The organism is Psychromonas sp. SP041 (assembly GCF_000470315.2).
Taxonomy (GTDB): Bacteria; Pseudomonadota; Gammaproteobacteria; order Enterobacterales; family Psychromonadaceae; genus Psychromonas.
The window spans coordinates 24,111-49,466 of sequence record NZ_CBRF02000036.1 but is presented as its reverse complement, the minus strand read 5'-3'; the positions used below and the strand labels follow the sequence as shown (position 1 = coordinate 49,466).

Sequence of the window (25,356 nt, the reverse complement as noted above, 5' to 3'; positions counted from 1 at the left end):
GTGTTGTTGTTCTGAAGTGTTCATCGCTTATACTCCTATTATTCATCACGAGGACGTGATGTGGATAATAAGTATGAACGTTATTGGTCTTTTGTTTTTCTGCCGCACAGCGGCTTCGTTCAACAAGAGCTTTAAACGGAATAAAAACAGTTGGCTACGTTCCGCTTCGCTCCACAATTATAGCCAACTATTTTTATCCGCTTAAGCAGGCGGTTAAGTTTCCATGGAGTTCTACATGAGTGTAAATGTATCAGATAGAGTAATACTTAAAAAAATATATAATATGTATCTGTCTGATTTCAAAGAATTTGACGAAGAAAGTAGAATGAGTAAAGTTTATGTTCCAATTGATTGTGATTTAATTGCTAAAAATTTAAATATGGATCCGGAAATTGTTTTTGGGCGCTTATATTACCACTTAGAAAAAAAACACGGTTATAAAAACTCTACAGGTGTTGTGAATTTTTTTCGTCTAAAAATAGATAAAGGTCGTCATGTAATAAATTTTCCATTGTTATCAGCGGTTTTAGCTGAGGAAGAACAGTCTTTTCTCCGTTTTACAATTCCAATTACACTATCACTTATTGCACTTGGGGTTTCAGTCTTTACATTGGCTACAAAATAAAGCTTAACAAGTGGCTATGGTGTCAAATCCTAATTTGTATTCATTTTAGGATCCCACTCGACACCATCTCTAACCATCGAATTTAGGATAATAATCATCTTACGAACGCAAGCAATGATGGCGGTTTTTTTGGGCTTTCCTGCTGCTAATTAAAAATTTTGGACATATATTTCTCTTGATTTTTACAATGAACTACAGATGTTTAAGTACTGTTTTGTTAATATTTTTTTTTATTAATATTTGGTGTCTGAGTTTTATGGAATATACGTTTTTTGCAGAGAAAATTAAATCTAATATGTTGATGAGTATATGTTTATTCTCAGTTATTTCGATATTTGAACCTTTTATGCTTGTTTTTCCTGTGATGTTTCTAGCAATGTTTTTCTTTTGGAAAAAGAGTCCTCTGGTGGTGCTTACTGATGAATATATCGCTATTAATCAAGGGCCTTTTAGAAGTGCAGGAATGATTATTTTAAGTGAAATAGAGTCGGTATCTTGGACGAAAAAAAGACAAAGCATTATTACGCATAACGGAAAAGAAAATAAATATATGCTTGGTTTTCTTTCAGACGAATCATTTGAAACCGTAAAAACATCACTTGAAAATGCTGCAGCCGCTAATGGGTAAAGTTTACCTTTCCTTAATGATCAATTTTTTGGTTTCTTTTTCTGTGCTTGGTGGAGATGACTCATCCATTGGTTTTGGTTTATTTGTTATTTTTGCTAGTGGTTGGGTTGTTAGTGTGATCGGTGTTGTTTGTTATCAAAATAACCAAGCGCGCTGGGCATATATAACAGCTGCTATTGGCTTTACAATCTTTATACCTATTGGGTTACTGGGATTGTTTGGCCTACAACAAGATCGTAGCGATAGAGATAAACAGAAGTTGCTTGATCGTTTGGCCGTAAAAAAGAGCACTAAACAGAAAGTGAATCATATTTAATCCGCTTCAATAATATGAACCGAGTGAACATTATATTATGTAATATGCTCACTCTCTTCATTTCATCAGTTTATTTAACTCTCTTTCTGTTTTCTTTCAATTCCCATTAAATGCAATTTTCATTAAATGTGAGTGACCACTTAACACCCTGATTAATCTGCAGGTAAACAACAACGTTTGTAACGTTTTCCACTACCACAAGGGCATGGATCTTTTTTTCTAGGAATGATTGCTTCTGCAATATTACTGAGATCTTGTTGGTAAAAGTCACTTAAGGCTTGATATAACTTAGGGTGTTTATGTTTTAGTTGTTTTGGTCTTTCAAAAAAATACTCGCTGGCGACACTAAAAAATTCAGCATTATTGGTCGCACCGTAGGGATTGATATTGCTTTTTTTTGTCTCTATCTCTGATATTTTTTCTCGTACTAAGTTTAACCAAGGGATTGAAAAGCTAAACTCTTTTAAGCGTTCAGGGAAGCCATCACAATCACCATCTGCCATATCAATTAAGTGTACAAATTCATGTATTCCGACGTTACGTTTATCTTTATTATTACTAAAACCATAATGTAAGGCGTTGCGGCTAAGTAACATTTTACCATGCATCATTCCAGTGCCGACCATACCTTCAATATAAGAGTCTGGCTGCGAGGTCATAATGTCGTAGTTAAAACTAGACGGTAATAAAATAACGGTTTGGAGATTAAAGTAATGCCATTTTGGAAATTTCCACACTGGAATAATGGCGCTGGCAGCCACTAATAAACCATCCTCCTCAGTCACTTCAAGACCGTTTCCTACGATTTCAGTGGTATTTAAAAATAATATAATACGTTGCTCAAACAGTTTTTTATCAGCTTCTGACAATACTTTATAGAAATTGACATTTTCGGTTAAAAATAAACGCCAATCAGCTAGGAAAGGAATGGGCTCTGGTTTTTTCGATGAAAATAATTGTCTGATAAAATTGAATAAATTAGAAAACATGATTGTCCTAAACGATAGTAGTGACTATAAAAAATAAATTACTTGTAAATTAAAGGTATTTTTAAAGAGTGTCACGTATAAAAGACAGTTATTTTGGATTACTTGGTCGATTGATGAAGTTCATGTATGAAAATGATGATGTGTAAAGTAGAGCTATGAAGCATATGAAATGATGCAAATGAGCATTTTAAATATTTATTAATGCATTGATGTATTAGCTAATTTATTTGCAGAGGTAGCCTTAGTAAAGAGGATCAATATTAAAAATTAAGCGAACCAAAATCACTTTTGGCTCGCTCAGCTAAGCACTTATAAAACTATAAACCTTGTTGATATTGCGCATTAGTCGAGACAGTTACCATGCCTGTCACTGTTGCTGCTGCTTGCTGATCTCCCGCTAAGAAATCTTCAAAGTGCTTAATTAATTGTACCTTATCTTGCTTCTCTTTTGAACCTGAACCGATGTCAGTTAGGTCAATGAAGAACTCGTCAAATAAATCAGAGAAGTCTCTTACCGCATCAAAGTTTAAGAACTGTTCGTGGTTGTAAATACTTGGGTAACCACCTAACTGCTTATCAACGGCGAAAGAGATTCCTTTCACGTTGGTAATCGTTGTCGCTTTTTGGCACTTCAACATACAGCCATCTTCAATGCTTGGTTTGTTACAACCTACCGTTTGTTGGAAGAAACACTGACGGCTAGTCATCATCAATATTGGGTGGTAAATGCTGTATAGCATTTTAAAGTTAGCAGGGCGTTTGATGTTTTTGATTTGGTTGCGGTTTATCTCGTTAGAAATAAACGCGCCAGCACAATTAAGTTCTTCTTGCATGGTTAATAGCGCGTAAGAGTTAGTGGTGTTTAAAAACGGACCTGCAATCCATTCAATACCCATTTCAAAGGCTTTATAAGCGATACCCGTATTATTGGTTACGATGCGTTCTGGTTTTAGTTCTTCTAAAATACGCACGGCTTCAATGTAGTCTTTACCAATTAATACCGCAGGGAACCATGGAATAAAGCGTGGATTACGCGCTAAAATGTCACGTTGTTTGTTACAGCGTTTTTTAAAGCTTTCAGGTAGTTTGAAGTAGATATCTGCGTTCGTTACGTCACCTAAGTGTGCATCTTTTTCATCGCTAATTAATATTGATAACGTAGGCGTTTCATTTAATTTAGGGTGCGAGGTTAACGGTGGAAGTGTTACCGCTGAAATCACGTCTTTCTCACCATTAAGGTAGTAAGCCACTTTGTTTTTAACGTCTGTTAATTCTTTAAATGGAATCGTTAAGCTATCCGCGAGTTGTGAAAAATCAAATTCAGCGACGTTATAACGGCTGTTTTTAAAACTTTTAAAACGTTTTGCAATGGCGTCTGAGGTGACTGCCGATTGCTCTGAAGCAATCATTTTTGAGTTAGATTCTACAATAAAGGTTTTTTCATCAATCACGATAGTCACAGTGAACGGTTTATCCAACTGCCCTGAGAAGCTTAATGATAAATCACTTTTATCGATATTCAAGGTGGCGACTTTAGCCGCCACTTCATCAACGATTTTATTTTTATCGTCACGTAAGTCTTGTTGTACTTCTTGAATTTGTACGACTGAAATTGCATTATTTTTTTCATTGGCATGGGTAAAGCTGTTATCGCGTGGATTGTCGATAAACATGTCTTTAGTTAAATTGCCTTTCAAAAACGAGTTAGTGAAATCACGGTTAAATACTTTATATAAAGCAGAGTCATCGGCTAATAGTTTACCAGTATCTACAAAGGTGTTGATTTGTTGGCGCCAGCTATCGACGACGGTATGCACGTATTGTGCGCCTTTAATACGACCTTCAATTTTTAGTGAGTCAACGCCTGCTTCTACTAAATCAGGTAAATCAAACCACGCGGAGTTATCTTTTAAATTAAGCGGGAATTTATTGCCTGCTGCAGTGACTTCATATTCATCACGACAAGCTTGGCTACAGCGACCACGGTTACCTGAGTTACCAACACTTACTGAGCTTGAGTAACATTGGCCTGAAAATGCGATACATAATGCACCGTGTACAAACACTTCGGTTAATACTTCGTTATCGTGTGCTAATGCAGTGAGGATCTTGATCTCAGTGAGGTTCAATTCGCGTGATAAATTAGCGCGTGTTGCCCCAATTTTAGCAAGGAATAAAATTTGCCCTTCATTGTGTGTAGTGAGTTGTGTTGATGCGTGAACATGTAAGCTTGGGAAAAACTTTTTAACCAGATTAAAAATACCTAAATCCTGCACGATGATGCCATCGATACCGGTATTCACGAGTTGGTTTAATAGTTTAGTGAGGGTTGGAATTTCATGCTCTAAAATCACCACGTTTAGTGTGAGAAAAACCTCACATTCATATTCGTGTGCCAGCTTAATAATGCCGACTAAATCATCAAAGGAAAGATTAGCAGCACGGTTACGAGCATTAAAAATATCTAAACCACAATAAATGGCATTAGCGCCAGCAATTATCGCCGCTTTGATTGCGTCAACATCGCCACCTGGGGCTAATAATTCGATTTTTCTACTCATAACTTTTCACCATCTATTTGATTCATTTTTATTTTGAGGCGCGAGTTTACCCTTATCCTTGGCGTTTTACTATGCTATCTCTACTGTAGAATTAATAAGCGTTTATTTTAGTGATGATTTTATTGTTTGGAGCATAATAGCCTTTATTTTATTCTGTGTTTATTGAGTCACTTTAAGGATAAACTAGATCCCATAAAGTAATAATGCCAATCTAAGTCATTATCTCGTCATTTATGCTTGTTAAAATGAATCCTAGCTTCGTTGTTGATTTTGTAATGAGAATACTAGTTACTGCAATCAACGCCTTGCTAGCATCCATTTTTCCTAACGCCTAAATAGAGCATTTATTAATCCAGATTGGTATAACTTCATCGCCTATTAAATTTATGATGCGCATTTCAATTTGATGAACATTTAAATAGGTATTCTTTATTCACTTTTCTACTCTAATATTGTTAACACAATTAAAGGATAAAACATGATTGAATTAGGCCAAAAACTACCCGCTGCAACATTAAGTCAACTAACTGCTGATGGTATGGTTAAGCATGACGTAACAGAACTTTTTGCTGGTAAAAAAGTCGTCTTATTTGCTGTCCCTGGTGCATTTACTCCCACTTGTTCTGAAGCGCATTTGCCAGGTTATGTGGTCCTTGCTGATAAGTTACAAGCAAAGGGCGTTGATTTAATTGCTTGTGTTGCAGTTAATGATGCCTTTGTGATGAAAGCATGGGGCGAAGTGCATAATGCGTCTGAATTGTTAATGTTAGGCGACGGTGATGCAAGCTTCACTAAAGCATTAGGATTATCAATGGATACTGAAGGTTTCGGCGGTATTCGTTCACAACGTTACGCAATGGTAATTGAAGACGGTACAGTGACGTTATTAAATGTTGAAGATGCTGGTGAGTTTGAAGCAAGTACTGCTGAAACGATATTAGCTGCGCTTTAGTCGCTTAGTTAACGCTGCTATTCAAACTATAGTATTTTTATACCACTATAGGCTCTAAAAAAGTATCTAAAAACGGAAGCTGAGCTTCCGTTTTTTATTGTTTTTTAAATGGTCTAAAAAGTAGATGTAAAATAATCAGTTGGTAGGGGGCAACTATTCCAATAGGTTTCCCGTCGTTGTTCTTTTAATTTTTTCATGGCTGTTAGTCACGTTGATAATTCACCTTTAAGCGGTGAATGACATCATCCTTTATAACATTGCTCTAAAACATTAATCTAAATTAGACTAATGGATTAACAACATTGCTTAAATCTGGGAAATAACAAATCACTTCCACACCCGCTTCTTTAGCTTGCTCAAATAAAACTGCATATTTTTTATCAATAAAGTCTGCTGCTTGTACTCGTTTAATGCCTGAATGTAATACTGCAAATAAAAGAATACTGCGATGACCCTGTTGTTTCATTTCAATTAATTCACGTAAATGCTTTTGCCCTCGTGTGGTTACTGCATCGGGGAAGTATCCATCACCGATTTGATTACGTTCATCTAATAAGGTGCAGCTTTTCACTTCCACATAACAGTTCGCTTTATGGTCATCAGTTAATAAAAAGTCGATACGACTATTTTCTTCACCGTATTTAACTTCAGCTTTACAGTGTTGGTAGTCGAGTAATTCTGGAATTTTTTGTTGTTCAATCGCTTCTGAAACTAATGCATTGGCTTTAGCGGTATTCACACATATCCACTCGCCAGCTTGAGTGAATGTAAATTCCCATGTGTATTGGTATTTGCGTTTTTTATTATTAGAGGTGCTGTAAAAAACACTGTCACCTGGTTCTGCGCAGCCAGTCATTGCACCTGTATTTGCACAGTAAATGGTCGTTTCAGTCCCATCTTCAAGAATTACATCAGCTAAAAATCGCTTGTAGCGTTTTATTAATATTGCTTTTTTAAGAGGCGTTTCAAATAGCATTTTTACTTATACCTTTATGGTTTAACTCATTATTTTTAATCTATCAATTACTTGTTTTTAATAGTTTACCAACAATTTTATAACAATTTAGTCATATTTTAATTATTCACCTCTTTACTATTTAAATGATAATCATTACCATTGCGTTGTTGGTGATTGATTTATCCCAAACGAAGATTAAAATTTTTAAAAAGGGAGTACTAAAAACACATGGAAATGGAGGAGTCTGATATGACCATTCAAATTGAAATAGACGAAGAAAAGTTAATGCACTTATTCGAGCTGGGCGTGTTATGTGCTTCTGATTTTCGTTGTTTAAATAGTGAGTCAAAGCAACAAGTCTCTAAGTTATGCCTTACTAGTTGCTCTAAACGTTTAAAAACAATTACCTGCAATATCCCTATTGCTATGTATAAACAAGCACACTAGCTTTTTCCATTTATCAATGATCTCAAGGGATCTTATTTAAATGTTAGATTGCTTGGCTTGTTTTAACTTACGCCCTATATAGAGGGCTTAATATAGATGTTGGCCTTTTTTATTACTGTTGTCAGATAAAAGCCGTTAAGCAAGTCGTTGTTTAAAGGTTTCCTCAAATTTCACTAAACGAATATGATTAAATCGCTATTTAATATGCTGGCTATTATTACATTTCCTAAACAGATCACGTAAACTACGCGCTTATTTTTTAAGCCACTTTTCAGGTGAATCATGATACGTCTCAACCAAGTTAAATTACCGCTCGACCACAATGAAGATGCGTTGCAGCAGTTTGTCTTAACAAAGCTAAATATTACAGCACAGCAATTGGTTAATATTCATGTATTTAAACGTGGTTATGATGCCCGTAAGAAGAATCAAATTACGCTTATTTATACGCTTGATATTACGTTAGTCGATGTTGACGAAGCGCAATTGTTGAGTGATTTTGAAACAGATCAAAACGTACGTGTTTCTCCAGATACCGATTATAAATACGTTGCGACAGCGCCAGCCGATTTAACTGAGCGTCCTCTTGTTATTGGTATGGGACCTTGTGGTTTATTCGTTGCGTTAATGTTGGCACAAATGGGCTTTAAGCCGATTGTATTAGAACGCGGTAAATCTGTTCATGAACGTGCAAAAGATACGTTCCGTTTTTGGCGTACCAGTGAGTTAAATACTGAATCAAACGTGCAGTTTGGTGAAGGTGGGGCGGGTACTTTCTCTGACGGTAAATTATATAGTCAAGTTAAAGATCCTGGTTTCAAAGGTTTAAAGGTAAAACAAGAGTTTGTTGCTGCGGGCGCTCCTGCTGAAATTATTTATGTAAGTAAACCACATATTGGTACTTATAAGCTTGTGACCATGGTAGAAAAAATGCGTCGACAAATCATCGAGTTGGGTGGTGAGATCCGCTTCGAAACACGTGTTGAAGAAATTAATATGGAAGAGGTTGACGGCCATAAACAAGTTACTGGTGTGACGTTAAACGGTGGCGAAGTGATTCACTCTCGTTATGTCACCGCAGCGATTGGTCATAGTGCCCGTGATACTTTCCAAATGTTACATGACAAAGGCGTACACATGGACGCACAGTCATTCTCTATTGGTTTCCGTATTGAACATAAACAAGAGATGATTGACCAAGCGCGATTTGGTCTTAATGCAGGGCATCCCATTTTAGGCGCTGCCGATTACAAACTTGTACACCATTGTAAAAATGGCCGTAGTGTTTATAGTTTTTGTATGTGTCCAGGTGGCGTAGTAGTTGCTGCAACGTCTGAAGAACATGCAGTAGTAACCAATGGTATGAGTCAATATTCACGTAGTGAGCGTAATGCAAATAGTGCGATTGTAGTTGGTATCTCACCTGAAGACTTTAATAATGACCCGTTACAAGGGGTTGCGTTACAACGTAAATTAGAGCGTCATGCTTATATCATGGGTGGCAGTAATTACGATGCACCTGCTCAAATGGTGGGTGATTTTCTTGCTGCGGGTAGCGGTAAACCTTATGAGAATGTTGAACCATCTTATAAACCAAACGTAAAAATGACTGATTTAAGCGAAGCATTGCCACAATTTGCCATTGATGCAATTCGTGAAGCATTACCTGCTTTTGCTAAGAAAATACGTGGGTTTGATAGTAAAGATGCCATGTTAACCGGTGTTGAAACACGTACTTCATCGCCAATCCAAATTAAACGTGGTGATGATTTCCAAAGTATTAACACACAAGGTTTATATCCGGGTGGTGAAGGTGCTGGTTATGCTGGTGGTATTTTATCGGCAGGCATTGATGGAATTAAAATTGCTGAAGCGGTTGCGTTAAAAATGTTGGCTGATTTAGAAGCTTAATTTATTAAGTCATTAAGCTTCTAAATAAAGTAATAAAGTAATAAAGTAATAAAGTAATAAAGTAATAAAGTAAAACTGAAAAAGGTAATCTCGCATTAAGCGTGATTACCTTTTTTATTATTTAAGCGTAATTAAAGCCTCAGCGAAATTAAAATCTAAGCTTTCAGCTTTAGACTTCAAGAATAGGAATTGGGCTAGTATTTTGTGATACTGCAAAGTCGATCAGTTCTAGTAGCTTGTCTTGGATGATAACTAAATTTCTAGACTGCACCGCTTCTTCTAACGGTTCATTTAAAGACAAACCATAACTACGATACCCGGCTTTTGTTGGGATAGATAATGACATAGGGATGCCTTGCGCAACGCCTCCGCCAATTAATTCAATTGCACGATCTCTAATTAACACTTCTTTAGGATCTTGAATGGGTTGGAAAATAATACCATTTTCGTCTGAGCGTAACATGATACCTGAAAGATCTGGACGCCAACTGTCGTCCAATTGCCCCATAAAGCGCCATGCGCAATACCAGTCTTGGCAAACAGAAGGGCGTTGCTGATAAATTTTACAGCCGCCAGCTTCCATTAAATTTTCACAAGCCTGGTTAGCTGGTTTCTTGAAATTTTTGTCATCAATAAGGAGTTCTACACAACAGGCTGTACATTCTCCACATTCTCGATTTTTTACTAAATGTGATTCGTTATCTTCACTCATTGTTACTACTCATTTATTCTGTGTTATGACTCATCATGTGACTACTAGTTATGTTGGTGATTGTATTCGCTATTGGCTAAGTTTTTTTACTTATTTTAGGCCTTCAATAACTTGGCTTTAGAAAATATGCGCGAATAGTACAGTAATCGATGTGTTTATTCAGCGTCTGTTTTATTTGTATCTATATAACCATAACCATAGCCAATAAATAAAGTCACTTTATAAACGTTACATAAATTTAAGCATTTAACCATGCGATTATCTTTGGTTCATTTATTAATGCCACGATTTAAGTTTGATAATTTAATACTTCTATCTCTTTTTGATTTTTTAATACTTATCCCAATCACAATAAATAGCTCATCTATTTTACTTGTTAAAACAGCGCACTTCCTCGTTGTAAATTTCGTAAAGGGAACAGCCATTTACGTCTTGAATTGAACTGTTTTTCCAGCGCAAAATTTAGATAACATATTTAATGTAACCGGTATTACAATTTGTACTTCTACTTAAAAATCCTGTATATCTAAGACTCTCAATTTATTAGCTTTTTCGGATTAAGGAATAGAAATGAATATTGTTTTATTAGATGCATTAACGTTAGGTGATAGTGATTTATCGGTTTTTGATGGGTTAGGAAAACTAACTGTTTATCAAACAACAAGCTCAGAAGAAACGTCAGAAAGGTTGGCTGGGCAACAAGTTATCATTACCAATAAGGTGGTGATCACTGCTGAGCATATGGCGAATAATCCTGAGTTAAAGTTAATTTGTATTTCAGCAACAGGCACTAATAATGTTGATTTAGTGGCTGCTGAAAAGGCGGGAATTGAAGTTAAAAATGTATCGGGTTATTCAACTGAAAGCGTTAGCCAATCTACTTTTTCTTTATTGTTTCAGTTAATTCATCAAAGCCGTTATTACGACCAATATATTGCAGAAAAACAATGGTGTGATAGTCCAATATTTACGCACATAGAACGTCCTTTTTATGAGTTAAAAGGGAAACGTTGGGGCATTATTGCGATGGGCACTATCGGGCAACGTGTTGCTGAACTTGCCGGCGCTTTTGGTTGTGATGTTTGTTATTACTCGACGTCAGGTAAAAATACACAACAAAGCATTCCACAAGTTAGCTTAGAAGTATTATTAAGTGAATGTGATGTTATTTCTATTCATGCCCCATTTAATGCACAAACTGAAAACCTGATTGGTGCTGAACAGCTAAAACAGTTAAAAGCGGGGGCTGTGATCATGAATTTAGGACGTGGCGGTATTATCGACGAAGCCGCGATGGCAGAGGCGTTAGAGACTCAAGATATTTATCATGCAACTGACGTATTAGCGGTCGAGCCTATGTTAGCAAATCATCCTTATTTATCATTAAAAGCATCACATCGTTTAGTGGTAACACCTCATACTGCTTGGGCAAGTGTAGAAGCTCGTGAATGCTTAATAGGTAAAATTGTAGATAACATTAATAGTTTTGTAGATAGCCAGTAAAACCATTAACAACACGTAAAGAAAAGCCCCGCTTTATTGGTATAAAGCGGGGCTTTTTAATGTTAATTGTTAATTATAGATTATGAATTACCATCAATAATCTTAGTGTTAACTTAACCAGGAAAGAAAATAAGTTTAGCTAGGAATAAAATAGCTAAGAACCAAACACTGAGACTTAAGTCTTTTGACTTGCCGCTTGCAATTTTAATCGCTGCGTAAGCGATAAAACCAATCGCGATACCATTTGCGATTGAGAATGTTAATGGCATCATCAACGCAACAATCACTACTGGTGCAGATTCAGTAATATCATCCCAATCGATACTTTTTAGCCCACCGACCATTAATACCGCAACATATAACAGAGCACCTGCCGTAGCATAAGCGGGTACCATACCAGCCAATGGTGCAAAAAATAACGCTAATAAAAATAACACACCGACAACAACAGCAGTTAAACCAGTTCGACCACCTTCAGCAACACCAGATACGCTTTCGATGTAACTTGTTGTAGTAGAAGTACCTAACATTGAACCTGCAATCGATGCACCACTATCGGCTAATAAAGCACGGCTTAAGCGTGGTAAATTGCCGTCTTTATCTAATAGTTTTGCTTTATCTGCTACGGCAATTAATGTGCCTGACGTATCAAATAAATCGACGAACAAGAAGGCAAAAACAATACTAATCATGCCAACATTAAATGCACCAGCGATATCCATTTGCATGAAAGTAGGGGCAATACTTGGCGGCATAGACATAATACCAGTGTATTGAACGTCACCCATTAACAAGCCAATAATCGTCACACCTAAAATAGCGATCATTACACCGCCTTTAACACGGTAATGTGCTAATGCGATCGTAGCGATAAACGCTAAACAAGCTAATGCTGCTGGTAATGCGGTTAAATCACCTAAGCTCACTAATGTGGCTGGGTTAGCAACAACAATTCCTGCATTTTTAAGTGCGATAAGAGCAAGGAATAAACCAATACCGGCTGCAATTCCTTTACGCATTGGTAATGGAATTGAATTGATTATCCACTCACGAATTTTAAATAAACTTAATAAAGTAAAGCAAACACCCGATAGGAATACCGCACCTAATGCCACTTCCCAAGTGTATCCCATGTGTAAAACAACTGTGTACGAGAAGAAGGCATTAAGCCCCATTCCAGGTGCTAATGCGACAGGGTAATTAGCGTAAAAACCCATGATAAAACAACCTAACGCGGCTGCTAAACATGTTGCTACAAATACGGCACCTGAGTCCATACCGGTTGCTGATAACATTGATGGGTTAACAAAAATGATATAAGCCATGGTTAAGAAAGTGGTAAAGCCAGCAACAATTTCTGTTTTCACATTACTGTTGTTCGCGCTTAGTTTAAATAATTTTTCTAACATAATTTTTCCATTACTAACGGATGTGGAGGCCTATTCCCTCTAGCCTGTGGGGTTAAATTCTTTGTGTGAATTTTGCGAAATTATAGAATAACTGGTTTTATTAGCTAGTGTAAAAATTAAATTAGAATAGATTGAGGTGTCGTTAGGGGAAAAAGCAAGCAGAATGCCTAATAAAAAAACTGACCGAAGCCAGTTTCTTAAATTAAAATAATAAGATAAAAATTATTTATTTATATTATTTAGCAGATTTGGTGTTGAAAGTAACATCAAAGCGTATACCTTCAGAATTAATATCAGCATTTGTGTCAACACGTATTTCATAGTTTAGTAAATTTTTAACTTCTGGTGGTAAACCATCTTCTTCTGATTTTTCTATTTCATTTATTATTGGGCTCATCATTTTTGATAAATCAAATGCCATACGATATAAGCCATTAGCAGACAGTTTCTCATTTGATAAATTCTCTGCTTCTTTCTTTGCTATTTCTCCATTATAAATAACAAAATGGTTACCCCTTATAGCAACCTGTGGATCTTCTTTAAATTCCGGAGGAAATGGAATCATAGACTTTAATGAAACTGATGGTCCATCAACTGTTAAACTTAGTTGCGATAAACCAGGCACCATCATTTTTAAAGTGTCAAAAGTTGTTTTTGGTGATTCTGCATGAACAGCAATTAATGCATCAATATTTAAATGCTCTACTTTTTTTGTGTCTGTATCAGAACGTTTTATTTTATAGTCAAATATTGTTGCACTTAGACCTTGAATGCCTGTTGCCATATTTGCAAACATGCCTACCATACCTAACGGTTTACTACCTTTAGCTATTTCTTGTTGTACTATGTGTAATGGAAGGCATTGATAACTTGGTGTTACTAAGTCTGTAAAAATATTAGCTAATGAGCCTGATAAATTACTTACATTAAATGCAATACCTATCGATGCGATCTTATTTTCATAACCTTGAACATATGCTGGTATGTAACCGCGTAACGCTTGAAGAGAGTCTAAGATAACTTTGTTTTTACTTTCAACAATAGTAGACATTCCCATAGTCGTTTCTTCTTTTGTGATATCCATTTTTGTGTAACCAAATACGGTACGTGGCCAGTTTTGTGCAATAGAGTTAAACTCTCGATGACAAACTTCATTTTGAATCATTGTAAGCGATTCATTGCTCTCTTCTTTCATTAATTCAGTTATTTGCTTAGCGATTAAATTACCGTCGGTTGTTGTTAATCCTTTAATTATTTCAACGTGATTAATAAATCCAATATTTGATTTAGATAAATTATGTTGTTTAGCCGTATCCGAAATAATGCTTGTATCTGATATAGGATTAACTGGTTTGGTTAAACCTAAAGCTGTTGATAATAGTTGTTCAGAAACACCTTTCGTTGTTATTGTTAAGGTTAAAATACCGTTATTTTCTGCAATAATTAGATTAATTGTTTTATCTGCATCTACGCTATCGTCAGTTAAACGATAAAGGCGGTAAGTTTGTTCATTCAGTTTGCCTTGTATATGATTGAATCCCGTTTCTTTTTCATTCTTATCTAAAAAGTCCCAAAGCACTTGTGGGTTTGCTATTTCAGCTTTAAAAACAGGTAATAAACCTATTGTGTAGAAATAAGCTCGTATTTCATCTGCTAAACCGAAGTTAGTTGATAAAATTTCTGGGTTTTTTAATGCGTCTTGATAAGTGCTCAATATATTTTGTGCAAAGTTAATTGCAGGGCTTTCTTCCTCTAAAATTTCAGATAATAAAATTTCTTTTTGAGAGTCAAAAGAAGGGATCGAAGCAAGGTAATCTTTTATCGGGAAAGGGGTTAATTGACCTGTAAATATTGCAGTATCTGCTGGTACATAATTTAGTACGTTATAAGCCGGTTGTTTTGTTTGTTGCGGTTGCTGTTGTTGATAAAGGTAAGCTGCACCAGCGAGGGCGACAAGGGCAACAGGTATTAATATTTTTTTCACGATTAAAGCTCCATAATATATTGATTTTAATTACTATTATTTTTTTATTAAACGTTTGTTAGAGAATAGAACCATATAAATATTAATAAGCTTATTTATGTTATTTATTGATACTTTAAATAATTGGCTTATTAATACCAATCACACTAATTAACTGATCTATTTTACTGGTTAAAATAACTTATTTCTTTGTTATAAATTTCGTAAAGGGAACAACCATTTAGCTCAATTTACGCCTTAAACTAAGTCATTTTCCTGCGCAAAATTTAGATCGCTTATTTAATGTAATCGGTATAATAATGGTTAAACAGGTTAATTTAATAAATGGATGTTACTAAAAAATTGACGATAAAGCTTTTTTTATTATTTTATTTTGATTTTTAGGGAGGGAAGTGGTTTTACTATGTTTAGTCTTGAAGTGTTATTATTTTGAATACAATCTTATGTTTTTTATTAAATATTTATAGAATTAGCGTTAATCTCTTATGGTAAACGAGAGGTGTTTTTTAATTTTAAAGTTATTTAGAGGATATAAACTGGCCGAAGCCAGTTTTAAGTTATATAAAGGATATTACTGGAAAAATACGTTTATTTTTTAGGTGATTTATTATTAACGATTGAATCGAAGCGTATGCCTTGATCATTAATGTCTAAATTAATATTCATACGGGCATCGTAGTCCATTAAGAACATCGCTTCTTCAGGAATAATTTCACCCGCTAGTTTTGCAGCATCTGAAATTGGCGTTAATATTTTCTTCGCATCAAAAGATAATTGATAAATCCCATTAGCTGATAACTTCTCAAGTGCTAATTTTTCAGCTTCCTGTAAACCTTTGTTACCATTATAAATGATTAAATGATTACCTTTGATCGCAAGTTGTGGATCTAAGTTTAATTCAACTGGTGTTGGGAACAGGCTCTTTAATGATATCGCTGGGCCATTATTAGTTAAATCAACTTGTTGTAACTGACGCACAAGCACTTTAACCGAGTTAAAAATAGCGACTGGATTATCAACGTGTATTGCTAATAATGCATCAAAGGTATCCAATTGTGCTTGGTCATTATTTTCAGAAATACTGTAATCAAATATTGCACCGCTAACGCCTTTAACGCCAGCAGCCATATTTGCACCTATTCCTAACATCGATAATGATTGACCACTTACTTCAATTTGATATTGCATATCTGCTAGCGGCGCACATTGGTAACTCGGTGTTATTAAGTTAGCTAGAATATCTGTTAGAGAACCAGAAAGTTGACTAACATCTAAACCAATGGATGTTGCAATGACGTTATTATCAAAGTTCTGAGTATAGTTAGGGATATAACCTCGTAATGCTTTCAGGGCACCTAATATAACTTGGTTTTTACTTTCGATGACCGCTGAGAACCCTAATGTCGATTCGTCTTTACTGATATCCATTTGAGTATAACCAAATACAGTGCGAGGCCAGTTTTTTGCAATGCCATTAAACTCGTTTTTACAGACTTCTGTTTGTAGCATTTTAAATGGGTTTTGACCCTCTTCTTTACTAAGTTCAGTTAATTGTTTAGCAAGTTGGTTATCACCTTTGCTCGTTAAGCCTTTTATGATTTCGATATTGTTGATGAAACCAACGCTAGCATCAGAGAATTGATGTTGTTTAATGATATCGGAAATGGTGCTTGTATCTGCTAATGATTTCCTTGGTTTTTCTAAACCGAGTGCCATTGCTAATAGGTCTTCAGATACAAAGTCGCCTTCAATCGTGACGGTGAGCATGCCATTTGACTGTGCTACAAGTAAGTTGATTGATTTACCGTTATTATTTTCTGTTAGTGGGTAAGTTCGGTAAGTTATGTCTTTTAATTTACCTTCTTTATGTATGAAACCTGTTTCTTGTTCATTTTTGTCTAATAAATCCCAGATAGCTTGTGGGTTTTGAACTTCAAGTTTTAACACGGGTAATAGACCCAAAGTGTAAAAGTAACCACGTACTTGATCTGCTAAACCAAATGTTTTAACCAACAAGTCTGCATCTGATAAACCATCTTGATAAGCTTTCATTAAATTAGCTAAAAAGTGCATTGAAGGCGTATCTTGATCATATAAAGATTCAATTTGAGCCTGATCTGACGGATCAATTAAATGCGGAGAAGAAGCAATATAATCTTTAATAGGGAAAGGTGTTAATTGGCCAGCAAAGAAGGGCGTATCAGCAGGTACGTAGCTTAATACATTATCATCTGAACTTGGCTGTTGGTATATGTAAGCTGAAGCACCAACGGCAACAACAGCGATAGGGATTAATAATTTCTTCACGGTTAAAACTCCATCATTCATTTCTGAGTATTGTGACCCATTATTAGCCACGCTTCATTTTTATAAAATATTGTACCGAGTCGATTAAACAGTTGACCTATTTTTACTAATTAACATCATGGCATCTGTGTTGTGATGTTAGTAACAAAGCAGAATTTTTTGTTAATTTACACTTTGTATCAGGTCGTTTTCTTTGCTAAATCTTAAGTCACAAGCTTAACTCTATTCGTCTTCCATAAGGATGCCGCATAAGATGCTATATAACAGTATTACATCACGCTATCGAAGGGCCATTAGTGAACATTTTCTAGCTCATCTTGCGTATTTACGAGGTAAGTCTATTGGTCATCTAATTTGATGTAATGTTCATTTAAATTATTCGATATTTAACATTTGTAGTGACTATTTAACGTCAAAAGGGTTATTTCTTTTGATGACGTAAATCTTTTAAATTAAAACCAAGTTCAATTTGGGTTTTTAATGACACTAGCTGTTTTGATAATAACGCATCATGATGATTTTGTTGTACTTTTAACAAACGCTTATCAACGGGTTCTGTTTGCGGATGAGCTAACATTGCATTTAAGCTTTGATATTGTTGTAATAGAGCTAACGCGCCTTTATTACCAACACCTTCTACACCTTTGATATTACTGCTGCTAATACCTGTGATCGCCCAATAGTCAGTTAACTGATCAATTTTAAGCCCTAACTTATGTTCTACATAATAACTATCCATGTGTAGCGATTGAAAGTAATCGTAAATACTGGTGTAAGCATTCAGTAACTGATAAAAGCCTTTGTCCGTTGACACAATAATACAACGTTGTTGTCTGCCTGTTATTTTACAGGCAAGCGTTGCAATTAAGTCATCGGCTTCATCTTGCTCTGTCACTAAAGATTCAATTCCCATTTCATAAAATGCATCTTGGATGGTTGGTAAATAAGCTTTCAATGCAGGAGGTATTGGTTTTCGACCTTGTTTATATTCAGGTAACAGTTGGTGGCGCCAGCTTTCTTTATGGCTATCAAAAACACAAATAACATGGGTCGGTTGGTGCGCTCGTAACATTTTTTGTAATGCATTACAGGCAGTGTTGTTCGTTGCACTTAAGGCAAACTCTTGTTTAGTATTCTGTTTTTCTTGAACCGCATAGATACGACGAATTAAATTCATCGCATCTATGATTAATAGTGAAGCACTCATATTAGGTTTTTATCTTATAGCAAGGAGTGTAAGCCGTACCGGGTAATTTCATACGGCCTTGGTCTATAAAGCTTTTTAATAGTTTATCTACACGCAACATTAAATCTTTTTCACCGGTGAGTTGGAATGGACCATTTTCTTCGATTGATTTAATCCCTTCATCTTTAACGTTACCGCCTACAATGCCAGAGAATACACGTCGTAAATTTGATGCTAATTGCTCTTTTGGTTGGTCGCGATGTAAGACTAAATTAGCCATGTTTTCATGGTTTGGGATAAACGGAACTTGAAAGTCTTCAGCAATTTTTAGTGTCCAGTTGAACGAGTAAGCATCACCAATTGCTTTGCGGTACTCTTTCACGCGGTGCATTGATTTTTTAATTAATTTAGCAACCAAAGGCGCATCGTCAATAATGATCTGATAATGCGCTTGTGCCTCTGTGCCTAAAGTATTAACAATAAACTCATCAATCGCTTTGAAATAATCAGCGCTACTTGCGGGGCCTGTTAATACAATCGGTAAAGGCTGACGTTTATTTTCAGGATGCATCATGATCCCTAAAATATATAACAGTTCTTCGGCTGTGCCTGGACCACCAGGGAAAATAACAATGCTGTGTGTGAAACGAACAAAAGCTTCTAAGCGTTTTTCAATATCAGGTAAAATAACCAGTTCATTAACTATCGGGTTAGGTGGCTCAGCTGCAATAATTCCCGGTTCAGTTAAGCCGATATAACGTCCGTTGCTGACGCGTTGTTTTGCATGACCAACGGCGGCGCCTTTCATAGGGCCTTCCATTGCGCCAGGACCACATCCTGTGCAGATATTAAGTTCTCTTAAACCTAATTGGTTACCCACTTCTCGTGTATAAGCAAATTCAATATCGTTAATTGAATGTCCACCCCAACAAACAACAACATTTGGGCTGACACCTGCTTTTAATACATTGGCATTACGTAGAATTGAAAAAACTAAACTGGTGGCTTGTTCACTATTAAATTCTGATGAGAGAGCAGGCTGTAGCTGTGTATTTACATACAATAAATCACGTAATACGGAAAATAAATGATCTTGCATGCCTCTGATCAGAGCACCATCGATATAGGCATCTTCAGGAGGATTTAATAACTCTAAAATCACGCCGCGCTCTTGGTGCAGTACATTAATTTCAAAGTCTTTGTGTCGTTCTAGAATTTCTTTACTGCTATCGGTATGGCTGCCTGATTTTAAAACGGCTAAAGAGCATTGTCTGAATAATTGATAAGTTTCGCAAGAGGCACTGTATTTAAGTTGATTTACTTCTAATTGAGAAAGTAGTGCCATACTACCAACGGGACTAATATGTGAAATCATAGCTTCTCCTTATAACTGTCTATTAAGATTAACTTAGTTAGATTGAGAAGCCACCTAAAAGCGCTGATTTATTCTAAATAATTGAAATAAAACTACATTAAGGTATTTAAATTATTTATAGTTTAAATTTATTCACTGTCTTTTTGTAAAAATACAACCTGATCTCTACCTGCATTTTTAGCTTGGTACAAAGCGGTATCAGCACGTTCAAAAGCATCATCTGCACTATCTGAAAGTAAAAATGTGGTGAAACCGATAGAAATCGTAATTGATAAATTTTCTTTTTTAAATTGAAAAGGAATCGCTTTAATACGCTCACGTAATTTATTTAACGCCAACTCTGTTTGGGCTGGAGATATTTCAGGTAATAATAAAGCAAATTCTTCACCACCGTAACGTGCTAGATAATCAGCATTACGAATAGATTTCTGTAAGGTTTGCGCAATCACATTAAGTACTTTGTCCCCAGCTAAATGGCCAAAGCTATCGTTGATCGATTTAAAGCTATCAATATCGATAATGGCAATGTTAAGTGTATTTTTATAACGTTTAAAACGCGTCACTTCGATTTTTAAACGCTCACTCCAAGCTGCTCGGTTAGGGATCTTAGTTAAGAAATCAATATGTAATTGCTTGTTTTGTTGTTTAAGTGTTTTTTGGTAGCTTTGCGTTTCATTTTGCAACTCTTTGATCTGTCTAACCATACCTTGGAACTTACAACGAAACTTTTCTTCTTGTTGTTTTTCTTGTGCGACCATCGCTTCTTCTACATTGATGGCATATTGCGCTATATTCTTACGTAACGATTCAATAGTTTGTTCTTTTTCACTGTTTTCTTTTAATGCTTTGGCATTATTCTTAATAGTTACAAAAGCTTCTTTTTGCTTTTCAAAATCTTTTTCAGTTATTTTTAATGTCTGAGCAAAGTTTAAATAAAATTGCGTTAAGCTATCGTTTAGCGTGTATAGAAAGTGACGAGAAGATCGTCGTTCTTCACGAGTACTATTAATAATAATAGTGATAACGTGCAAACAGTGATGAGGCAGTTTAAAAGGGTCACTTTCATTGCAGATATTAAGACGAACTTGATCAAGCTTTTTAACATACGCTTGACCTACATCCAATTCAAGAATAAGCAGTTGCAGTTCATCGTTAATAAATTCAACTTCCGCTTTATTATCAATCTCAGATTTATTTGAGCTTTTGCTAAGTTCAATCACCGCTCGTTGGTAAATCTTAATGAGCTCTTTTAGTTCAGAGTGATACTCAATAACAGTATAAGGTTCAGGGCTGCTTTTCATCTCTTCAATTCTATTGTGAATAGAACTAGAGAGCAGTTGTATTTGTTGCAATTGGGCTTGTGACTGACGAGAGACTAAATGGCCTTCTAAAAGCTTATCATCTAAATTATTTGGAATGGCTTCAAGCTGTTGGCTGTATTCATCGAAAAGTTCTATTTCGGCTTCCATTGTTGAAGCTGATTGCAATTTTTTTAAAAATCTAATTTGATACTTATCAATCGTTTTATTTTGACGATGAGTTCGTTTTAATAATTGCTGCAATAATCGAACTATTGCGATAGATGATGCCATTAGTTGATTCCTTTTAATGATGCCCCATTAATTATCAATTAGTTAAGGGATAACTACAAGCGTGATAAGTCAAATTTAACTCTCTTAATTATTAACGATTTAACTCTGGCCAACTGATTGTAGTACCTGGATGGCTACACTTTAATTTCACAATTCCTTTATCGATACCTGCTTGACCCAGTATCCACAAGTCGCCATCAAAGAATGCAGGTTGTATTTTTTCAATTGCATATAACTCTAACCAACTGCTTTCAGCGACTGTTTCTCTTATTTGGCATGCTCCAAATAATGCTAAGCTTGTTAAGTTAAGCATCCTTTCTGGAGCAATGGCTCGTGAAACGTTGTTTAAGAAAGGAAAAGCAACAACACCGCTGGCGACTTGTCCATCAAGTGAATAGAATTCTGCAAAAGAATGAAAAAACGCTTCAATATCTTGTGCAAACTTCTTCGCTTCACCATGGTGGGCTTGCTCTGAAATAAATAATAACTGGTTATCTCTAACTTGCGTCACTAATGTATGTTGTGAAAAATTAGCTTTTAACTCTTCGCCTAGAGCTGCTTCAATTTTCTCTGAGCTAAATAACCCCTTTGAACCATTTAAGTTACTTAAAAAGGGAACATGCACTAATGCATAGAACAACGGCTTCCCTTGGTATTGAAGATTATCATCTTGAATTTGCGCTCGATGCGAGGGTAGTTTAGTACGAGGGTGTGATTGTGATTTCTTACGGATGAGCTGTTCTGAAATAATCAGTTTTTTAGCTTTACGTAAAACTACAAAAATAATTAGAAACGAGATAAATAATAATAAAGTTGCAACATACGCAACATTTTTAAAGCGATTATTTTTTAATAATAATTCATTGTTTTTTGTTTCTAATTGGATTTGTTGCTGAGTTTGCTCAATAAGCTGAAATTGTTCGTTGATTTTTAATTGTTGTAAAGCAAATAATTTTTCTTTGATAGCATTTTGTAAAGAATGAAAGTTTTTAAAGTGGAAATTTGCTTGTTGGTGATCGCCTGATAACTCATAACTTAATGCCAACATTTCAAATGCTTTTACACGTAACTCTGGGAAATTATCTTTAGCTAGGGTTAACACATTCTCTAACTGTAAAATTGCAAGGCCTGTATCTTGGCTACGGATATTGAGTTGCGCTAACAATAAGATACTTTCTGTTTGTTGTTCTAATTTATTGAGTTTTTGAAAGTGATGACGTGCATTTTGTAAATACTTTTGAGCAAGATCTGTGTTTTTTTCGAGTTCAAACGGAATTGACGCATAAGTACGACCCAATTCTAAATAAATATAAGCAAGCAAGGTTTTATTTTTTCTTTCTACTAACTCCATAGCATTAAATAAATAAATTAAAGATTGGTTAAATTCTTTATTTTGACGCTTTAAAATGGCGAATTTTAATAAGCTATCAGCCTGTTGTACGTAATTCTCTGTTGGTAGCAATAGCTCTACTCGCTGACTCGCGAAGTCGATTGCGCGTTTATAGCGATGTTTTTGTTGGTATAAGTTAGATAAACTTTCTTTTACCAAACTACTCAATTTAATCAATTTCAGTTTATCTGCCATTGAATTAGCATTTTGAAAGTTGGTTATTGAAAGTTGTTGTTGATTTATTTGATCGTAATAATGCCCATAAAAATAGGCTAACCAAGCTAATAGCTCTGTTTCTTTAGAGTTTTTTAGGTTTTGTTTCACTTTGCTTAAGGATTCATTTGCTAATTGATATTGATGTGTTTCGAGCGCTAATTTAGTGATCGATAAATTTAAAATGTCAGTTAAGTTATTCTTGTTCTTACGCTTTTCTTCCTTCATCAATTTAAGTGAATTTTGCATCATATTAATAAGAGTTTCATTACTTAGTTGCGGACGCTCTGACTCTGGGATTTCACTGGCGATTAAATTTAACGTTCTAATCTCGTCAGGGGTAACGCTTGGGTTTTTCAACAGCGGCATTAATAATGCTAAGCTTTTCTCATAGTTCTCTAATTCAATATAACAAGAAGCTAATAAATGCGTTGGGGCATTATTAGGCACTCTTTTATTGTTAGTCAGTAGGTTTTCGCTGCTTCGAGTATTTACCGGTGGGGGCAATGCTGCGACTTTTTCTATAAATTGAGTGACTGATTTTATGCAGGTTAAGGGCTCAAGTTGGCGTGTTTCATAGCTTTTTTTTATTGAAGCAGGGATCAGTGTATCCATTAGTCCGATGGCTGAGGCAGAATGACTAATAGAAAGTAGTAAGCCACTTAAAAGTGCACGTGAAAAAAAATTCATTAATACTTTAAACCCTATTAAGATATGGAATCTTATCGCTATTTAAATACTGCTTGTCGCAAATTTAATGGTAGCAAAATTAACGTTACTGTCTTATTAAACGTACATTTTTGATTGTCGATGATACTGAAGTACTTCGTAAAGGGTTGATATCTAATCCACCTCGACGAGTATATCTCGCATAAACCGTTAGTGATGTTAATGAGCCATAGGTCATTAAATCACAAAAAATGCGTTCTACACATTGCTCATGAAATTCATTATGTTGGCGGAAAGAGATTAAATACCGTAACAACTTCTCACGATCTAACTGTTTGCCTGTGTAGCTAATTTCAACACTTGCCCAGTCTGGTTGACTGGTGATCAAGCAGTTTGATTTTAACAGATGAGAGTATAACGTTTCTGTTACTGTTTCCTCTAAACTGACATTTTTTAAAAGCGCAGGAGAAAGTTGGTATTCTGATACTTCAATATCTAAGTCATCTAGGTTAACGCCTGTGAATGAACCTAGGGTATCAGTTATTTTATCTAATGTAGCATTGAGCGTCACTTCAACAGGTTTAGTTGCACAGACACTAAGATCTTTACTTAGTATTTCTTGTACTGCTTCTACTGAATCAAAACGACTTTGATTGAAACTATTTAGATATAATTTGAACGATTTTGATTCAATTAAAAATTCACTATCATAAGGTACTTTAACTACGCCTGTCGCAACAACAGGTTTACCTTTTTTATTTAACCAAGAAAGCTCATAGATATTCCATAAATCAACACCATAAAAAGGTAAGGATGTTGCTTTTAATCCTAATTCATCACGGTTTAAGCTACGAGGTACTGCTTGTAATAATGAGTTATCGTAATGACATTTATATTCCGTGACTTTACCTAATGATAGGTTTTTTAAGGCATCGTTTTGGCTGTATAAACTTGAATCTGACATGGTATTTCTCATTTTAAAAGGCAAGGTTTGTTATAAATGCAAGACAACACTGCCTGAATCGTTACAATATGCAGTATTGTAACTAAAAAGAAGAATTATTCGAGCTATGAATACAGATATCCAAATTGAACTATTTGCATTACACCAACGTTATCAACAATTATGGCAGTCAACTCATCAGACTTTACCTACTCAAGCATTTGATGCAGAGTGGATTTCTCCATGCCAAGTCGGTGATGTTGTCGATCAAAAAATTACTTGGAAAGCCCTCGTTCGAGATAAAAAAGCAACCTTAAGTAATATTGAGGAAGCACTTGAGGTGACATTACACCCATCGATAGAAGATTTATTTTGTAGTGCTTATAGTGAACATATTGCTTGTGAGTTTGAAGGACACCCTATTGAGCTAATTCAAGTTTGGAATGAACAAGACTTTTCAATGTTACAAGAAAATATGATTGCGCATTTTATGATGCAAAAACGCCTTAAAAAACCAGCTTCTATGTTTATTGCTAGTTGTAGTGATGAGATGCAAGTCATTTCAATTTTAAATGAAACAGGTCAAGTACAATTAGAGACGTTAGGCAAAAATCAGGAATCGGTATTAGCTGAATCATTAGCGGAATTTTTAAGTAAATTAACCCCTGTGTTACCTCAATATTAAA

20 protein-coding genes and 1 pseudogene are annotated in these 25,356 nt (G+C 35.3%); 8 read left to right on the top strand and 13 right to left on the bottom strand.

What is annotated here, in order from left to right; genetic code table 11:
• Positions 1 to 235 precede the first annotated feature (235 nt).
• Positions 236 to 625, top strand: coding sequence for a hypothetical protein (locus SP041_RS16830; RefSeq protein WP_025564304.1), 390 nt, complete (start codon positions 236 to 238; stop codon positions 623 to 625).
• A 29-nt stretch (positions 626 to 654) separates the two neighbouring features.
• Here SP041_RS16830 and SP041_RS16825 read toward each other — a convergent pair.
• Positions 655 to 765: pseudogene (locus SP041_RS16825) on the bottom strand (IS110 family transposase); the annotation flags it as partial.
• Between the two features lie 116 nt (positions 766 to 881).
• Here SP041_RS16825 and SP041_RS16820 point away from each other — a divergent pair.
• Both SP041_RS16820 and SP041_RS16815 read left to right on the top strand, forming a co-directional pair.
• Positions 882 to 1,253 carry a hypothetical protein gene (locus tag SP041_RS16820; RefSeq protein WP_025564302.1) on the top strand — a complete coding sequence of 124 codons (372 nt, stop codon included), beginning with the start codon at positions 882 to 884 and terminating at the stop codon, positions 1,251 to 1,253.
• The gene (locus SP041_RS16815) at positions 1,246 to 1,569 is read left to right on the top strand and encodes a hypothetical protein (protein WP_025564300.1); all 324 of its coding nucleotides are present in this window, start codon (positions 1,246 to 1,248) and stop codon (positions 1,567 to 1,569) included. The genes SP041_RS16820 and SP041_RS16815 overlap by 8 nt, the downstream gene beginning before the upstream one ends.
• 152 nt (positions 1,570 to 1,721) lie before the next feature.
• On the opposite strand, the gene SP041_RS21245 is transcribed toward SP041_RS16815, so the two are convergent.
• Complete coding sequence (locus SP041_RS21245) at positions 1,722 to 2,558, bottom strand: zinc-dependent peptidase (protein WP_025564298.1); 837 nt, start codon at positions 2,556 to 2,558, stop codon at positions 1,722 to 1,724.
• Between the two features lie 317 nt (positions 2,559 to 2,875).
• Complete coding sequence (locus SP041_RS16805) at positions 2,876 to 5,119, bottom strand: peptidase U32 family protein (RefSeq protein ID WP_025564296.1); 2,244 nt, start codon at positions 5,117 to 5,119, stop codon at positions 2,876 to 2,878.
• Between the two features lie 478 nt (positions 5,120 to 5,597).
• Here SP041_RS16805 and SP041_RS16800 point away from each other — a divergent pair, with 478 nt between their 5' ends.
• Positions 5,598 to 6,071, top strand: coding sequence for a peroxiredoxin (locus SP041_RS16800; RefSeq protein ID WP_025564295.1), 474 nt, complete (start codon positions 5,598 to 5,600; stop codon positions 6,069 to 6,071).
• A 280-nt stretch (positions 6,072 to 6,351) separates the two neighbouring features.
• On the opposite strand, the gene sfsA is transcribed toward SP041_RS16800, so the two are convergent.
• Positions 6,352 to 7,047, bottom strand: a complete 696-nt coding sequence (gene sfsA, locus SP041_RS16795) for a DNA/RNA nuclease SfsA (protein WP_037048814.1) — start codon at positions 7,045 to 7,047, stop codon at positions 6,352 to 6,354.
• Between the two features lie 231 nt (positions 7,048 to 7,278).
• Between sfsA and SP041_RS16790 the strand changes: the two genes are divergently transcribed.
• Both SP041_RS16790 and SP041_RS16785 read left to right on the top strand, forming a co-directional pair.
• Positions 7,279 to 7,476 (top strand): hypothetical protein, encoded by a 198-nt coding sequence (locus tag SP041_RS16790; RefSeq protein WP_081695375.1) that lies wholly within the window; start codon positions 7,279 to 7,281, stop codon positions 7,474 to 7,476.
• Positions 7,477 to 7,758: 282 nt separating this feature from the next.
• Entirely contained in the window at positions 7,759 to 9,387 is a 1,629-nt protein-coding gene (locus SP041_RS16785; protein ID WP_025564291.1) for an NAD(P)/FAD-dependent oxidoreductase, read from the top strand.
• A 169-nt stretch (positions 9,388 to 9,556) separates the two neighbouring features.
• On the opposite strand, the gene SP041_RS16780 is transcribed toward SP041_RS16785, so the two are convergent.
• Entirely contained in the window at positions 9,557 to 10,099 is a 543-nt protein-coding gene (locus SP041_RS16780; protein ID WP_025564289.1) for a hypothetical protein, read from the bottom strand.
• Between the two features lie 570 nt (positions 10,100 to 10,669).
• On the opposite strand from SP041_RS16780, the gene SP041_RS16775 reads away from it, so the two are divergent.
• Positions 10,670 to 11,602, top strand: a complete 933-nt coding sequence (locus SP041_RS16775) for a D-2-hydroxyacid dehydrogenase (protein ID WP_025563937.1) — start codon at positions 10,670 to 10,672, stop codon at positions 11,600 to 11,602.
• Between the two features lie 113 nt (positions 11,603 to 11,715).
• Here SP041_RS16775 and SP041_RS16770 read toward each other — a convergent pair whose 3' ends face one another.
• From SP041_RS16770 to queF, 8 genes are all read right to left on the bottom strand, one after another.
• The gene (locus SP041_RS16770; RefSeq protein ID WP_025563939.1) at positions 11,716 to 13,011 is read right to left on the bottom strand and encodes an NCS2 family permease; all 1,296 of its coding nucleotides are present in this window, start codon (positions 13,009 to 13,011) and stop codon (positions 11,716 to 11,718) included.
• 235 nt (positions 13,012 to 13,246) lie between these two features.
• Entirely contained in the window at positions 13,247 to 14,995 is a 1,749-nt protein-coding gene (locus SP041_RS16765) for a hypothetical protein (RefSeq protein ID WP_025563941.1), read from the bottom strand.
• A 588-nt stretch (positions 14,996 to 15,583) separates the two neighbouring features.
• Positions 15,584 to 17,302, bottom strand: a complete 1,719-nt coding sequence (locus SP041_RS16760; RefSeq protein ID WP_025563943.1) for a hypothetical protein — start codon at positions 17,300 to 17,302, stop codon at positions 15,584 to 15,586.
• Positions 17,303 to 17,723: 421 nt separating this feature from the next.
• Positions 17,724 to 18,509 (bottom strand): flap endonuclease Xni, encoded by a 786-nt coding sequence (xni, locus tag SP041_RS16755; RefSeq protein WP_025563945.1) that lies wholly within the window; start codon positions 18,507 to 18,509, stop codon positions 17,724 to 17,726.
• A gap of 1 nt (position 18,510) precedes the next feature.
• Positions 18,511 to 19,863, bottom strand: coding sequence for a nucleotide 5'-monophosphate nucleosidase PpnN (ppnN, locus tag SP041_RS16750; RefSeq protein ID WP_025563947.1), 1,353 nt, complete (start codon positions 19,861 to 19,863; stop codon positions 18,511 to 18,513).
• 128 nt (positions 19,864 to 19,991) lie between these two features.
• On the bottom strand, positions 19,992 to 21,455 hold the full coding sequence (locus SP041_RS16745; RefSeq protein WP_025563949.1) for a GGDEF domain-containing protein: 1,464 nt from the start codon (positions 21,453 to 21,455) through the stop codon (positions 19,992 to 19,994).
• Between the two features lie 91 nt (positions 21,456 to 21,546).
• A complete protein-coding gene (locus tag SP041_RS16740; protein WP_025563951.1) occupies positions 21,547 to 23,748 on the bottom strand; it encodes a hypothetical protein in 2,202 nt (733 codons plus the stop codon).
• An 85-nt stretch (positions 23,749 to 23,833) separates the two neighbouring features.
• The gene (gene queF, locus SP041_RS16735) at positions 23,834 to 24,691 is read right to left on the bottom strand and encodes an NADPH-dependent 7-cyano-7-deazaguanine reductase QueF (protein WP_025563955.1); all 858 of its coding nucleotides are present in this window, start codon (positions 24,689 to 24,691) and stop codon (positions 23,834 to 23,836) included.
• A 106-nt stretch (positions 24,692 to 24,797) separates the two neighbouring features.
• On the opposite strand from queF, the gene syd reads away from it, so the two are divergent.
• The gene (gene syd, locus SP041_RS16730; protein ID WP_025563957.1) at positions 24,798 to 25,355 is read left to right on the top strand and encodes a SecY-interacting protein; all 558 of its coding nucleotides are present in this window, start codon (positions 24,798 to 24,800) and stop codon (positions 25,353 to 25,355) included.
• The last annotated feature ends 1 nt before the right edge of the window (position 25,356 follow it).